The organism is Oryzomonas sagensis (assembly GCF_008802355.1).
Lineage (GTDB): Bacteria > Desulfobacterota > Desulfuromonadia > Geobacterales > Pseudopelobacteraceae > Oryzomonas > Oryzomonas sagensis.
Genome location: NZ_VZRA01000001.1, coordinates 840906 through 854952, shown reverse-complemented (window position 1 = coordinate 854952; position 14047 = coordinate 840906). Strand labels below are relative to the sequence as shown.

The 14047-nt window shown below is 61.9% G+C and carries 10 protein-coding genes; 5 read left to right on the top strand and 5 right to left on the bottom strand.

What is annotated here, in order from left to right:
• Positions 1-417: 417 nt before the first annotated feature.
• Positions 418-2385, bottom strand: coding sequence for an ABC-F family ATP-binding cassette domain-containing protein (locus F6V30_RS03880; RefSeq protein WP_151155170.1), 1968 nt, complete (start codon positions 2383-2385; stop codon positions 418-420).
• Positions 2386-2587: 202 nt separating this feature from the next.
• Between F6V30_RS03880 and F6V30_RS03875 the strand changes: the two genes are divergently transcribed.
• Positions 2588-3844, top strand: coding sequence for an EAL and HDOD domain-containing protein (locus F6V30_RS03875; protein WP_151155169.1), 1257 nt, complete (start codon positions 2588-2590; stop codon positions 3842-3844).
• A 10-nt stretch (positions 3845-3854) separates the two neighbouring features.
• Here the strand turns inward: F6V30_RS03875 and F6V30_RS03870 are convergent, their stop codons facing one another.
• The 4 genes from F6V30_RS03870 to F6V30_RS03855 form a co-directional block, all read right to left on the bottom strand.
• Positions 3855-4382, bottom strand: coding sequence for an O-acetyl-ADP-ribose deacetylase (locus F6V30_RS03870; RefSeq protein WP_151155168.1), 528 nt, complete (start codon positions 4380-4382; stop codon positions 3855-3857).
• A 156-nt stretch (positions 4383-4538) separates the two neighbouring features.
• Positions 4539-7553 (bottom strand): ATP-binding protein, encoded by a 3015-nt coding sequence (locus F6V30_RS03865; RefSeq protein ID WP_246163179.1) that lies wholly within the window; start codon positions 7551-7553, stop codon positions 4539-4541.
• A 119-nt stretch (positions 7554-7672) separates the two neighbouring features.
• Complete coding sequence (locus F6V30_RS03860) at positions 7673-8422, bottom strand: ATP-binding protein (protein WP_151155167.1); 750 nt, start codon at positions 8420-8422, stop codon at positions 7673-7675.
• Positions 8423-8518: 96 nt separating this feature from the next.
• A complete protein-coding gene (locus F6V30_RS03855) occupies positions 8519-8875 on the bottom strand; it encodes a nitrous oxide-stimulated promoter family protein (protein WP_151155166.1) in 357 nt (118 codons plus the stop codon).
• Positions 8876-9026: 151 nt separating this feature from the next.
• Here F6V30_RS03855 and F6V30_RS03850 point away from each other — a divergent pair, with 151 nt between their 5' ends.
• The 4 genes from F6V30_RS03850 (at position 9027) to F6V30_RS03835 (ending at position 13970) form a co-directional block, all read left to right on the top strand.
• Positions 9027-11369 carry a DNA translocase FtsK gene (locus F6V30_RS03850; protein WP_151155165.1) on the top strand — a complete coding sequence of 781 codons (2343 nt, stop codon included), beginning with the start codon at positions 9027-9029 and terminating at the stop codon, positions 11367-11369.
• 11 nt (positions 11370-11380) lie between these two features.
• Positions 11381-12157 carry a carbon-nitrogen family hydrolase gene (locus tag F6V30_RS03845; RefSeq protein WP_151155164.1) on the top strand — a complete coding sequence of 259 codons (777 nt, stop codon included), beginning with the start codon at positions 11381-11383 and terminating at the stop codon, positions 12155-12157.
• A 180-nt stretch (positions 12158-12337) separates the two neighbouring features.
• Positions 12338-13549 carry a tyrosine--tRNA ligase gene (gene tyrS / locus F6V30_RS03840; RefSeq protein WP_151155163.1) on the top strand — a complete coding sequence of 404 codons (1212 nt, stop codon included), beginning with the start codon at positions 12338-12340 and terminating at the stop codon, positions 13547-13549.
• A gap of 58 nt (positions 13550-13607) precedes the next feature.
• Positions 13608-13970, top strand: a complete 363-nt coding sequence (locus F6V30_RS03835) for a hypothetical protein (RefSeq protein WP_191965568.1) — start codon at positions 13608-13610, stop codon at positions 13968-13970.
• Positions 13971-14047: the final 77 nt, after the last annotated feature.

The following is a 14047-nucleotide window of genomic DNA, read 5'->3' as shown; positions in this document are numbered from 1 at the left end:
GTGTTAGCGCCGTATATCGATGGGAATTGCGACGGAAGAAGGGCGGGCAAACAGCCATGATCAGGCTGGTTAGGGCAATGGCTGGGTCCTGGGTGAAAACCTCGGCAACCTTTTTCGGGCCTGCTTTCAACCCTGTGGCGACAGGTAAACACCGTTGAATTTTGCTGTCCTGCTTCCCCATGCAATAACAAAAAAATTTATCTGTAGTAAATACCACAGGGAGTATCAAAATGCAAAAGCGTTTTACTAAATAAATGCCACAGAGGGTAAATCCGGTTTCGCCAGGCTTAACCGCCTGAACTGCCTTGCAGTTATCCGGCACGCCGTAAAGGGGCGGTCCATCGCTTTTAGGCAGAATAAAGGGGCCGGTTTTGGGGACGACAAGGCCGCATAGCCGTGGCCGTATCGGCCGGCAGCCTACCCCGACAGCGCCTCCCACTCCCCATACAGCTCCTCCAACCGGACGTTGAGGGCAACATGGCGTTCGCCCGCCTCGGCGCCCCGCTGCGGGTCGTCGAAGAAGCCGGGCCCATTCATCTCCACCTCCAGGCGGGCGATCTCGGCCTCGGTGCGGGCAATCTCCGACTCCACGGCGGCCAACTGCTTCTGGCGCCCCTGTTCCTCCCGCTTGCGCTGTTTTTCCTCCTCACGCCCCTTCTTGCGTTCTTCCTTGGTCATCTCGGGGAGCGGCAGCGGCGGTGCGGCTGCGCCCGAGTCGTCGGCCGCCACCGGCGCAGCGGCGGCGCTCCGCGCGGCAGTGGGAGATGCGGCGGCCGCCGGCTCGGACCGCTCCTTTTTCTCCCGATAATACTCGTAATCGCCGTAGTAATTGACCAGGGTGCCGCCATCGACCTCCACGACACGGGTAGCCAGACCATTGACGAAATAGCGGTCGTGGGAGACGAACACCACCGTACCGTCGAAGGAGCGCAGGGCGTCCAGCAGCACCTCCTTGCTGAACAGGTCCAGGTGGTTGGTCGGTTCGTCCATCAGCAGCAGGTTGGACGGACGCAGCAGCATCTTGGCCAGGGCCAGGCGGTTGCGTTCGCCGCCGGAGAGGACACCGACCTTCTTGTGGATGTCGTCCCCCGAGAAGAGAAAGGCGCCCAGGATGTCCCGCAACCGGGGGACCATGTCGTAGGGGGCGTCGGCATAGAGTTCGTCGTAGACGCTGCGCGTGGCGTCCAGCACGCTGGCCTGGTCCTGGGCGAAGTAATCCATGACCACGTTGTGCCCGGGGGTCCGTTCGCCCCCCTGGAATTCGGCGCCGGCCAGGACCGACATGAGGGTCGACTTGCCGGCCCCGTTATGCCCCACCAGCGCGACCCGCTCCCCTTTTTCGATAACGAGATCCACCCGGTTGAGGACCGCATGGTCGCCGTAGGCCTTGGTCAGGCCCTTCAGCTCCATGACGGTCTTGCCGCTTTTGGGGGCGGGGGGGAAGTGGAAACGGATCTTTTTCCGCTCCGGCGGCAGCACGATCCGTTCGATCTTGTCCAACTGCTTGATGCGCGACTGCACCAGCGAGGCCTTGTTGGCCTGATAACGGAAACGGCGGATAAAGTCCTCGGACTTCTCGATCTCCTCGTCCTGACGGCGCTTGGCCTCACGCAGGGCCGTGACCCGCTCACCCCGCTGCACGAGGTAGGTGGAGTAGCTGCAATGATAGTCGGCGATGGTGTGGTTCCAGACCTCACTGATCCGGCTGCAGACCCGGTCCATGAAGAATCGGTCGTGGGAGACCAGGACCACCGAACCGGGATAGGAGCAGAGGTACTCCTCCAGCCAGTTGCGGGCCTCGATATCCAGGTGGTTGGTCGGCTCGTCCAGGAGCAGCACGTCCGGCTTCTGCAAAAGCAAACGGGCCAACGCGATGCGCATCTGCCAGCCGCCGGAGAACTCGCCGCAGTCCCGCTGCCAGTCCGCCTGGGAAAACCCCAGCCCCTTCAGCACCGTCCCGATCTCGGCCTCCATGGTGTAGCCGCCCCGGTGGCGGAACTGCTCCTGGAGGTCTCCATAACGCTGGAGGGCCGCGGGATGTTCGGCGGCATCGTGGGGGAGCCGTTCCAATTCCTGCCCCAGGCGGTGCAACTCGTCCTCCATGGCCAGCAATTCGGCAAGCGCCGTCCGCGCTTCATGGAACAGGGTGCGCCCGCTGGTGACGATGCCGTCCTGGGGCAGATAGGAGGCCTTTGCGCCCCGGGCAAGCTGGATCTCGCCCGAGGTGGGCTCGCTGAGTCCTGCGATGATCTTCATCAGGGTGGATTTGCCGGCGCCGTTCTCGCCTACCAGGGCGACCCGCTCACCCTTCTTCAGGTGCCAGGAAATGGCGGTAAAAAGCGGGTTGCCGGCAAAGTCTTTGGAGATATCTATGAGTTGAAGCATGGCATTGTTGTAGCACAACAGAGGCGTCATCGGCAAGTGACGCGCGTGGCCCGCGGGCATATTCGCCGGGGGAGTCCTGCAACTTTACCATCGCATTCCTGGCAATACGATGGTAAAGTTTATCATCCTTTCGTCCGCCCGACCGGCGGGACAATCGGCAACCATGGGGAGAATTGCGCTTCGGGCGCGGGTAGAGCCAGCCATGAACGGACCATCGCTTACAAAATTTTTTCTGGGGCGCCAGCCGATCCTGAACATCCGCCAGGAGATCGTGGGATACGAACTCCTCTTCCGTTCGACCGAGAAAAATTACAGCGAATTCGAAAGCCAGGACCAGGCCAGCATGAGCGTCATATCCAGCGCCATGGCCAACTTCGGCTTCCGCAATGTGCTGGGGGACAAGGATGGCTTCATCAACGTCACCCACGATGTGCTCTTCTCGGACATGGTCGAAGTCCTGCCTCCCAAGCAAACCATCCTGGAGCTGCTCGAGTCGGTGGAACTGACCGGCGCGGTCAAGGAGCGCTGCAGCGAACTCAAGGCCAAGAACTTCCGCATCGCCCTGGACGACCACATCTATTCCCCGGACCACCACGATCTGTATAGCTTCGTGGACATCGTCAAGATCGACCTCCTGGAGACCGATCCCGTCGTCCTGCACGAGGCCGTCGCCGCGCTCCGCCAGTTTCCCCTCACGCTCCTGGCGGAACGGATAGAAACCCAGGAGCAGTTTCAGGACTGCCTCGAGCTGGGCTTCGAGCTCTTCCAGGGGTACTTCTTCGAACGGCCGGTGGTGCTCAAGCGCAAAGGGCTCGAACCTTCCAAGATGGCTATGCTGCGGCTGCTCGGCTACCTTAAGAGCGAAACGGATTTCGGCAAGATCGAGGAGGTATTCAGGGACCACCCGGAATTGTCGTACAACCTGCTGAAACTGGTAAATTCGGTGCATCTGGGGCTGCGGGAGAAGATCAAGAGCCTGCGGCACGCCATCATGCTGCTCGGGCTCGGCAAGCTGCGCCGCTGGGTTCAACTGGCCATCTTTGCCAGCGCCGACAGCCGCGGGGTCGACAACCCCCTGCTGGAGATGGCCGCCGTTCGGGGACGCCTGCTGGAGTACCTGGTCATGGAGCGTTACCACCTGCCCCGGGGCAGCGAACAGGTGGAGGCGGCCTTCATGCTCGGCATCCTGTCGCTGGTCGATGTGCTTTTCGAGACCTCCGTGGAGGGGGTAGTGCGCGAATTGCAGTTGAACGACGAAATCTCCGCGGCGCTGATCAACCGCGAGGGGAAGCTGGGTGGCCTTCTGGCCCTGGCCGAGACCCTGGAACAGACCAACTTCGGCGAAGTCACCAACCTGACCGAAACCTGCGGCATCCCCATCGCAACCCTGCTGACCGCCCAACTGGACGCCTTCAACTGGCGGACCAGCATCTCGGAAGACAAGGAACCTCCCCAGTAGCGCTCCCCCCTCAATCCGTTTCCAGTTTCAGGGCCGCGGCCGCCTGCCGATAGACCTGCAGCGCCTCGTCGTTATACACGACGAAGACGACCCGCTCCAGCGCGGGATCGCACGCCGCGGCCTCCTTTGCCGCCGCCAGCGCGATCAGGGCCGCAGCCCCCATGGGGTAGCCGTACACCCCGCAACTGATGGCCGGAAACGCGATGCTCGCCAGCCCGCTCTTTGCGGCCACCTCAAAACAGCGCCTATAGGCGCTTCGCAGAAGATCCGGTTCTCCCTGGGCGCCGCCGCGCCAGACCGGGCCAACGGTATGGATGACATGGCGCGCAGCCAGCCGGTAGCCCCTGGTAATCTTGGCATCCCCGGTCTCGCAGCCCCCCAGGCCGGCGCATTCCGCCATCAGTTCCGGCCCGGCCGCCCGATGGATGGCGCCGTCGACCCCGCCGCCGCCCAGCAGGGTGTTGTTGGCGGCATTGACAATGGCGTCCACGGCCATATGCGTGAGGTCTCCCCGTATGATCTCGATTCGTGGGTTCATGGTCTCGCTCCCGGCAGGTGGGATATCATTGCCGGCAAGTATACCACACCAGACCCATGGCGGGAGGGGATACCCCGGAATATCTTCATGGGAAGCCCCCCATGCAAGGACGGCGGTTCATCCGCGTGCCCCCCTGAAACAGGAACGGCGGCTTAATCACTCCAACGCCTGCCTGACCCGTTCCAGAAAGCGTTCCGCCGTGAACGGCTTCTGGAGAAAATCAATGCCCTCTTCGAGCATCCCGTCGTGGACAAAGAGCTCATTGGCGTAACCGGAAATATACAGCACCCTGAGCTTGGGCAGGGATTCATGCAAACAGCCGTACAGCTCCCTGCCGTTCATCTCCGGCATGACCACATCGGTTACCAGCAGGTCGATGACGGTCCTGTGCTGCCGGGCGAGTTCCCGGGCCGCGGCGGGATGGTCCGCCACAAGCACGCGATAGCCCGATGACTCCAGCAGTTCCACCGTCATCTCCCGGACCATGTCGTTGTCCTCCACAACCATGATGCTCCCGCCGCGGGGCGTGCCGGGCGCCGCCGTCGGTGCAGCGGGTTCCAGCTCCTTTGCGGCCGTTTCATGGTGGCCGAGCGGCAGATAGAGGCAGAAGGTCGTCCCTTCCCCACTGCCGCTTCTCACGGTGATATACCCTTCATGCTGCTTGATGATGCCGTAGACCGTGGCCAGGCCGAGCCCTGTCCCATGCCCCACCTGCTTGGTGGTGAAGAACGGCTCGAAGATGTGCACCAGGGTTTCGTCATCCATGCCGCAGCCATTGTCGCTGAAGGCCAGCAAGGCATAGGGACCGGGCCGCATGCCGGGATGCAGGCGGGCATATTCGCTGTCCAGCACCACATGGCCGGTTTCGACGATGATGGTGCCGTTCCCCGTAATCGCATCCTGGGCATTGACCGCCAGATTGAGCAGGACCTGCTCGATCTGGCCGCGATCCGCCAGGGCGACGACCTTTCCCGGCGCCAGGCGGATATCGATGGAGACACTCTCCCGAATGGTGCGGCGCAGGATATCCTGGAACATGCGGACGATCCCGTTCAGGTCCACCGGCTGGATCGTGAGCATCTGCTTGCGCCCGAAGCTGAGAAGCTGCTGGGTCAGATCCCGCGCCTTGCAGGCCGCCGAGATAATCCCCTGGGTCTTGCCCCTCTGGGGGTCGTCCTTGGCCAGTTTGTTCTGCATCATTTCGGCATAGACGAGTATGGGGGTCAGGAGGTTGTTGAAGTCATGGGCGATCCCGCCGGCCAACTGCCCGATGGCCTCGATCTTCTGCACATGGTGCAGTTGCACCTCAAGATGGTTCCGCCGTTCCTCGATCTTGAAGCGTCCGATGGCGATGCTGGCGAGATGCGCGGCGGTCTCGATCATCTGGATCTCGAATTGATCCGGTGTCCGTGGCTCCCGGTAGTACATGGCAACGGTGCCGAGCAACTCATCCTCCGACGAAAACACCGGTTCCGCCCAACAGGCGCGCAGGCCCGCTTCCCGGGCGGGGATGAAGTCTCTCCACGAGGGGTGTGCCGCCAAATCGTCCACGATCATCCGCCGGTATCGGCGGCCATCCGCCCCGCCGGAGAGCAGCCACTGACCGGGCCGCTGCCCGTCAACGGCCCGGTTATAGGAATCGGGAAGGCTCGGGGCGACGCCACGGCGGAGGTGTTGTTCGTCCTCATCCAAGAGGAGTATGGAGCAGAGCGCGCCTCTGCACTCCTGCTCCACAAAGCCGACAATGTGGAGCAGGATGTCCGCCAGACCGGCGCCGGTCGCCATCTCTTCCAGGATGCGCAGCCTGGTATGCTCGCGCAACTCGTTGCGCTTGCGCTCGCTGATATCCCTGACGATGCTCAGGATCAGGCCCTTCCCGTCATCCGTCATGGCCCGGGCATGGATTTCCACCGGCAGGACCGTTCCACCTTTGGCAAGGTAGGCCGACTCGAAGACCGCCTCTCCGCGTTCCAGGGCCGCGGTGGTGTGGGCATCCGTACAGGCCGCAAATTCCCGGGTCTGCAGGTCACGGAGGTTCTTGTGCCGCAGTTCGTCCTGGGTAAAACCGGTCATGTGGCACAGGGTCGTGTTGACGTGCAGCAGATGCCCCTCGCGATCCGTCAACAGGATCGCGTCGTTGGCGGCATCGATTTGCGCCGCCTTGAGCCGAACCAGTTCCCGCTCCTCCCGCAGGGAGTTCTGCGCCCCGTGCAGGCGGTCGAGGTAGTTCAGCAACAGGTGCATCAGCAAGAGGATGGTCAGGCTGAGGCCCGCCAGGATGGTTGCCTGAAAAACGGCTTTCTGCCGCCAGGAATCCAGGAAGTCGCCCTGGTGCAGGGAGACGACAGCCACGACGGGAAAGCGGGAGATCCGATAGTATGAAATAATGCGGGGGGTGGTATCCTGGGGGCTCTGAGAGCCGCGGAAGGTTCCTGCCGGGGCATGGGGCAGATAGCGTCGGAAGAGAGCGGACTGTCGGAAGTCGGTCGTATAGGCGTTTTCGGCAAACGGCTCGTTCACCAGCGGCGCCCCGTCGGTTCGGACCAGAAGCACCTTGCCCCGCGGCCCGAGGCTCGTCGAGGTATAAAAGCGATGGAAGTAATCGATCTCGAAAGCCGCCGCCACCAGCCCGGAGAAGCTGCCGTCCGCCGCGACGAGCGGCCGTGTCATGGTGAAACGCCAGCAATTGCTCAACCGGCTCACGAGCGGCCTGCTGAAAAAGAGCCCGGCGCGGGGGTTGCCCCTGCCGGAGAGGTAATAGTCCCGGTCGGCAACGTTGATCTGCCGGGAAGGGAACTCCAGGGAATTGACCGTCATGACCCCGCTGCGGTTGACGATGAAGATCGCGCCGATCTGGGGGGTATCGCCTCCCTGGCGCCTGATGAGGTGGAACAGGGTGCGTTGATCGACCCGCTCCATCCCCCCCCGCTGATCGATCTCGCCGACGATATCCTGCAAGGCGCGGTCCGCCTCGGCAAAGGCGCTGCCGGCGTGTTCTCCGAGGGCGCGGACATACCCCTCGGACTGTTTTTCGGCGGCATTGACGATGGCGTGGCGTTCGGAAGCCATCTGCCAGGCCGAGATAGCGATAACAACCACCAGCAGCAGCCCGACGATAAGCCTGACGCGTGTCTTGAACTGCGTGATGGTAAGTGCGGACCGTTGCCTCACGGGGGTGCTCCAGGGTGTTTTATTACTGAATTCCAATGATGCAAATTTTGTATACTAACTCAAACTTGCAGCGTCTGTCAGCAATAAAAGCCTTGTTGGAACACCCCCGCAACGGAATCCTATTTCTTGATCTGCCCCTGAATGCCGATGGTAACCTCGTTGTAGGGTATCTGCTTGCCGCTGGCGGCAACGGCCTGCCGGGCAGCCGCGGCGATCCCCCCGCAGCAGGGCACCTCCATCTTCAGCACCGTGACGCTCTTGATATCGGAACGGATAAAGAGCTCGGTCAGCTTCTGCTGGTAGAACTGGTTGTCGTCCAGTTTGGGGCAGCCCATGACAACGGCGCGCCCCTTGAGGAAATCCTCGTGGTAGCCGGCATAGGCCACCGGCACGCAGTCGGCCGTGATCAGCAGGTCGGCGCCCTGGAAATAGGGGGCGCTGGTGGAGACCAGGTGCAGCTGCACCGGCCACTGGGCCAGTTGGCTCTGGCGGCTGCCGGTGGGTTCCGAAGCGGCCGCCGCCTGCGGGCGGGCGAAGCTCATGGCGCGGGAACCGGGGCAACCGCCGCCGTGGTGGTGATGCTGGGCAGGTGCCGGGGCGGCGTGATGATGGCCGGGAACGGGCTTACCCTCGGCGACAAGATGCCGCTCAACGGCCGCTTCGTCAAATTCGTCGGCCTCCCGCTCCTCGACGGTAATGGCGCCACGCGGGCACTCGCCCAGGCAGGCCCCCAGGCCGTCGCACAGGTTCTCGGCCGAAAGCACCGCCTTGCCGCCAACGATCTTTATGGCCCCTTCGGCGCACGAGGGAACGCACAACCCGCAGCCGTCACATTTGTCCTGGTCTATCTTTACGATCTTTCTCAACATGTTTTTCTCCTTTTTCCCCGTAAATTTTTGACTCAAGCTTTATCTCTGAGTTCCTTTGTGTCTCCGCGTCTCTGCGGCAGGTTTTGATTCTCGATCTCAGAACAAGTAATGCCACACATAATCCAGCCGCCCCCGCAACAGCAGCTTCTTCCCGGAGTAGGCCATGATCTCCCTCACCTTCGCCCGGTTCGCCTCATTGTAACAATGAATCCGGCACCGCTTGCAGGTCGGCTTCTCCGCCTCCAGGGGGCACTTCAACCGCCGGGCGACGGCATAGGCCATGAATTCGGCGCATTCGGCGCACAGGGCGTGCTCTCCCAACCCTGCCGGAAGGCCGAACAGCGAACGTTCTCCGGCTCCGTGCTTGTCGGCGCAGTAGACCTCCACAAACCTGCCGATCAGCCTGATATCCTTTTTCTGCTGCTTCGTAAGCGCTTCCATGGTTGTCATCATGCCCCCTTATCCCGGAATCTTACATGACAAAGGTCAAATAAACTCCTTTTGCGGCCCGGCTCCATTTTTTCCTTTGCCTCTCCCCCCGGATTGCAGGTAATATGACCCGATTTCATCATTACCTGATTGCGAATTTGAGTCTATAGACCCCATGGCAGAACAAAGAAAAGAAAAACTTACCAAAGAACTGCAGGGGATGGCGCTCGCCACGGTCGGCGTCTTCATCCTGCTGGCGTTTGTGACCTTCAACGCCGGCGACGTCTCCTTCAACAGCTACTCCAACGAGGGTACCGTCCATAACCTGGGGGGGCGTCTGGGCGCCCAGGTGGCCGACCTGTTCTTCATCTGCTTCGGCCTGGCCTCCTACCTGGTCCCCCTGGCCCTCCTGTACATGGCCTACACCCTGTTCCGCTTCAAAGAGATCCGCCTGCGTTCCTACAAGCTTCTGGCGTTTTTCGGGCTGATGCTCACCCTTTCCGTCCTGTTCGCCTTCTTCCGGGACAAGACCATGTTCCTGGGCCAGCAGGTCCCCACCGGCGGCGCCGTGGGGGTGATCGTCGCCCGCCAGCTCCGGGCAACGGTCGGCGTAACCGGCTCCATGCTCCTCCTGCTGCCGCTCCTGGCGGCCTCGATCATGATCCTGTCGCGCTTCTCCTTCATCCTCTTTGCCGGGTGGTGGCTGGAGACCATCAAGCACAAATGGCTCGCCTGGCAGGAACGCCGCGCCCACGGGCTCAAGGAGCGCCAGCGGGAAAAGGCCAAGCAGGAGGGGATGCCGGTTGCCGCGGCAGCGGCCGGGCCGGTCATCAAACCGGCCACCCCGCCGCCGGTCCAGGCCAATGTGTTCAAAAAAGAGAAGGCCAGGAAAAAGGAAGCCGAAAAGAGCGCCTCGGTCCAGGAATCCTTCGAGTTCATCAAGGCCGACGGCGACTTCCTCACCCCACCCTTCTCCCTGCTGGACAATCCCCCGGTCACCGAGAAGAAGCTGGACCGGGACGCCCTGACCATGAACGCCCGGCTTTTGGAAAAGAAACTCAAGGACTACGGCATCGACGGCGAGGTGGTGGAGATCTGTCCCGGGCCGGTCATCACCATGTACGAGTTTTCCCCCGCCCCCGGCATCAAGATCAGCCGGATCGCCGGACTGTCCGATGACCTTACCATGGCGTTGCAGGCCATGTCGATCCGTATCGTGGCCCCCATTCCCGGCAAGGGGGTGGTGGGGATCGAGGTCCCGAACCGCGATCGGGACATGGTTTTCCTGCGGGAGATCTTCAACTGCGAGGAGTTCCACCACAACAAGATGAAGCTCCCCCTGGCCCTGGGCAAGGACATCGCCGGCATGCCGGTGGTCACGGACCTGGGCAAGGCGCCGCACCTGCTGGTGGCCGGCTCCACCGGATCGGGCAAATCGGTCTCCATCAACACCATGATCCTCTCCCTGCTCTACACCGCCACGCCTCAGGATGTGCGCATGATCATGGTCGATCCCAAGATGCTGGAATTCTCCATGTACGAGGGCATCCCCCACCTGCTGCTGCCGGTGGTGACCGAGCCCAAGAAGGCCTCCCTGGCCCTGAAGTGGGCGGTCAACGAGATGGAGCGCCGCTACAAACTGATGGCCGACAAGGGCGTGCGCAACATCGAGTCCTACAACAAGAAGCTGGCCGGCGAAGCCCAGGAGCAGGAAGAGTTGAGCGCCATCCCCGAAGCCGAGATCATCGAGGATTTGGAGGAGATCGTCCAGGAGGGTGAGGCGGCCGTCGATCCGATCCCCTTTACGGTGGACGCCGAGGAGGAGCTGGAGCACAGCCACCTCCCCTACATCGTGGTCATCGTGGACGAGTTGGCCGACCTGATGATGGTGGCCGGCCGCGAGGTGGAGGAGCATATTGCCCGCCTGGCCCAGAAGGCCCGCGCCTCGGGCATTCACCTGATCCTGGCGACCCAGCGCCCGTCGGTGGACGTCATCACCGGTCTGATCAAGGCCAACCTGCCGTCGCGTATCTCCTTCCAGGTGTCGTCCAAGGTCGATTCGCGCACCATCCTGGACTGCAACGGGGCCGAGAGCCTTTTGGGGGCCGGCGACATGCTCTACATGCCGCCCGGGACCTCCAGGCTGCAACGCATCCACGGCGCCTTCGTCTCCGACGCCGAGGTCCAGCGGGTGGTGGATTTTCTCAAGAAGCAGGGCAAGCCGGTCTACGAGAAATCCATCCTGGAGATGAAGGATCCGGACGAGAAGGGGAGCGACGGTGATGACGAGGAGCAGGACGAACGCTGGGAGGATGCCCTGCGGCTGGTGGCCGAGACCAAGCAGGCCAGCATCTCCATGGTCCAGCGCCGTCTGCGCATCGGCTACAACCGGGCTGCGCGCATCATCGAGATGATGGAGCGGGAAGGCATGGTCGCCCCCAGCGACGGCACCAGCAAACCCCGGGAGATCTACACGGACATCATCAATGCCTACCTGAATTCCCCGTTGACGAGGTGAGGTAGAAACCCATGAGCGTGATCCGGGCAGCCGCCATTCAGTTCAACGTCAAACAGGGTGCAGTGGACGCCAACCTGGCCCAGGTCCGGGAGGCTCTGAGGCGCGCCGCCGCGCAAGGGGCCGACCTGGCCGTGCTGCCGGAGATGTGGTCCAGCGGCTTCGCCTACAAGAGCCTCAACGAACTGGCCCAGCGCACCGCCGGGATCGTGGAGGAGTTGTTGGCCCTGTCGCGGGAGCTGAACCTGGTGATCGTCGGCAGCATGCCCGAGCCGGGCGGGGACAAGGTGTTCAACACCGTGTTCCTGGCCGACAACGGCACCCTGGCCGGGGTCTACCGCAAGATCCACCTCTTCTCCCTTTTGGGGGAGGATCGCGCCTTTTCCGGCGGCAACCGCTGGCTGGTGGCCGAGACCTCCGTAGGCAAGGTCGGCGTGATCATCTGCTACGACCTGCGGTTCCCCGAGCTTTCCCGCCGGCTGGCCGTGGAAGGGGCTCAAGTGATCTGCATTCCGGCCCAGTGGCCCCGCCCCCGGGAGGAACACTGGCGCACCCTGCTCCGCGCCCGGGCCATCGAAAACCAGCTCTTCGTGGTGGCCTGCAACGCCTGCGGCCCCATCGGCAAACTGGAGCTCTTCGGCATGAGTATGGTCATTGACCCCAAGGGTGAGATCCTGGCCGAGGCGGGCGACGGTGAGGGTGAAATCGTTGCCTCCCTGGACATGCAGGCCATGGCGGACTGGCGAGCCCAGATACCCTGCTTCAATGATCGCCGGCCCGAGTACTACTGATACAAACAAAAAGTCCGCCACAGAGACACGGAGACACAGAGAAAAGCATTAAGATCACGAACTCAGGGCTTTTACCAAATTTTATTTCTTTTGTTTTTTCTCTATGTCCCTCCGTGTCTCTGTGTCTCTGTGGCAGATTCTAAAGATTCTAGAATTCTATCCATACCGGGAGTCAGAGATATGTCCGTAGCAGAGCAGATGGCCGTCATCAAGCGCGGCGCCGTGGAAATCCTTGTTGAAAAGGAACTGGAAGAAAAGCTGGAGAAGTCCCTCAAAAGCGGTGTTCCCCTGAAGATCAAGGCCGGGTTCGACCCGACCGCCCCGGACCTCCATCTGGGCCATACCGTGTTGATCCAGAAGCTGCGCCAGTTCCAGCGACTGGGGCACGAGGTCAACTTCCTCATCGGCGACTTCACCGGCATGATCGGCGACCCCACCGGCAAATCCGTGACCCGCAAGGTTCTGACCCGCGAAGATGTGCTCAGGAACGCCGAAACCTACAAGGAGCAGGTCTTCAAGATCCTCGACCCGGAGAAGACCAGGGTCGTCTTCAACTCCGAGTGGCTCAACAACCTGGACGCCGGCGGCATGATCGGCCTGGCCTCCAAATATACCGTGGCCCGCATGCTGGAGCGGGACGACTTCAACAAGCGCTTCACCAGTCAGCAGCCGATCAGCATCCACGAGTTCCTCTACCCCTTGATCCAGGGGTACGATTCGGTGGCGCTCCACTCGGACGTGGAGCTGGGGGGCACCGACCAGAAGTTCAACCTGCTCATGGGGCGTGAACTGCAGCGGGAGTGGGGCCAGCCGCCCCAGTGCATCCTGACCATGCCGCTTTTGGAAGGGCTGGACGGGGTCAACAAGATGTCCAAGTCCCTGGGCAACTACATCGGCATCAGCGAGGCCCCCGACGAGATCTTCGGCAAGGTCATGTCCATCTCCGACGACCTGATGCTGCGCTACTACGAACTGCTCTCCGACATGCCGCTGGCCGAACTGGAACGACTGAAGGCCGGGCTGAAGGATCATTCCGTCCACCCCATGGCGGCCAAGAAGGCCCTGGGGCGCGAGATCGTCTCCCGTTTCCACGGTGCCGGGGCCGGCGAGGCCGCGGAGGAAAATTTCGTCAAACGCTTCAAGGAGAACGAGATCCCGGACGACATGCCCCAGGTCGGCTACCCCCTGGCCGACGGCCCGGTGCTCCTGGCCAAGGCCATGACCGAGGCGGGGCTCACCAAGTCCAACGGCGAGGGGAGGCGTTCCATCGACCAGGGGGGGGTCAAGCTGAACGGCGAAAAGGTCAGCGACACCAACCTGGAACTGGCCAGCGCCGGCGAGTACATCGTCCAGATCGGCAAGCGCAGGTTTGCCAGGATCGTGATTGCCTGAACCCTTTGCCAGGCATTGCCTGGTGCGGGATGAAACTCATAAGCACGAAGGGGAGATGATGAAGAGGTTGTGGATCTTGCTGGCGGTCGTGATGTTGTGTGCCGGGTGTACCTCAGTGGGCAATCTGGGCATGGTTACCAAAAGCATGGGTGACCCCGGCGCCCTGCTGAGAAACGGACAGCAGTATAAAGAGATCGGCCCCGCCGCAGGTGAAGCGTGCCGCTTCTTTCTATTGAATGTTGTTCCCTTCGGCAACTCTTCGTTCTCCGCAGCCGTGGACGAGGCGTTGGAGCAAAGCAAGGGGGACGCCCTGCTGAACGTCACCGTTTCCAGCAGTCTCTATGGCTTCATACCCATCTACAACATCTTCTCCTATACCTGCACCAACGTCAGAGGTATAGCCATCAAATTCGAGAAGTGACCGCAAGTAGCTTCACGGGAAGTTTCATGCGCTCCTCCGTCTCCGGCGTGGTAAAATATGCAGGAGATGATGAGATC

Excerpts from the sequence above, each read along its gene's own strand:
- tyrS (WP_151155163.1), top strand. The coding sequence starts at position 12,338 with ATGTCCGTAGCAGAGCAGATGGCCGTCATCAAGCGCGGCGCCGTGGAA.
- F6V30_RS03855 (WP_151155166.1), bottom strand. The coding sequence starts at position 8,875 with ATGATGACAACCATGGAAGCGCTTACGAAGCAGCAGAAAAAGGATATC.
- F6V30_RS03875 (WP_151155169.1), top strand. The coding sequence starts at position 2,588 with ATGAACGGACCATCGCTTACAAAATTTTTTCTGGGGCGCCAGCCGATC.
- F6V30_RS03860 (WP_151155167.1), bottom strand. The coding sequence starts at position 8,422 with ATGTTGAGAAAGATCGTAAAGATAGACCAGGACAAATGTGACGGCTGC.
- F6V30_RS03850 (WP_151155165.1), top strand. The coding sequence starts at position 9,027 with ATGGCAGAACAAAGAAAAGAAAAACTTACCAAAGAACTGCAGGGGATG.
- F6V30_RS03870 (WP_151155168.1), bottom strand. The coding sequence starts at position 4,382 with ATGAACCCACGAATCGAGATCATACGGGGAGACCTCACGCATATGGCC.
- F6V30_RS03845 (WP_151155164.1), top strand. The coding sequence starts at position 11,381 with ATGAGCGTGATCCGGGCAGCCGCCATTCAGTTCAACGTCAAACAGGGT.
- F6V30_RS03835 (WP_191965568.1), top strand. The coding sequence starts at position 13,608 with ATGAAGAGGTTGTGGATCTTGCTGGCGGTCGTGATGTTGTGTGCCGGG.
- F6V30_RS03880 (WP_151155170.1), bottom strand. The coding sequence starts at position 2,385 with ATGCTTCAACTCATAGATATCTCCAAAGACTTTGCCGGCAACCCGCTT.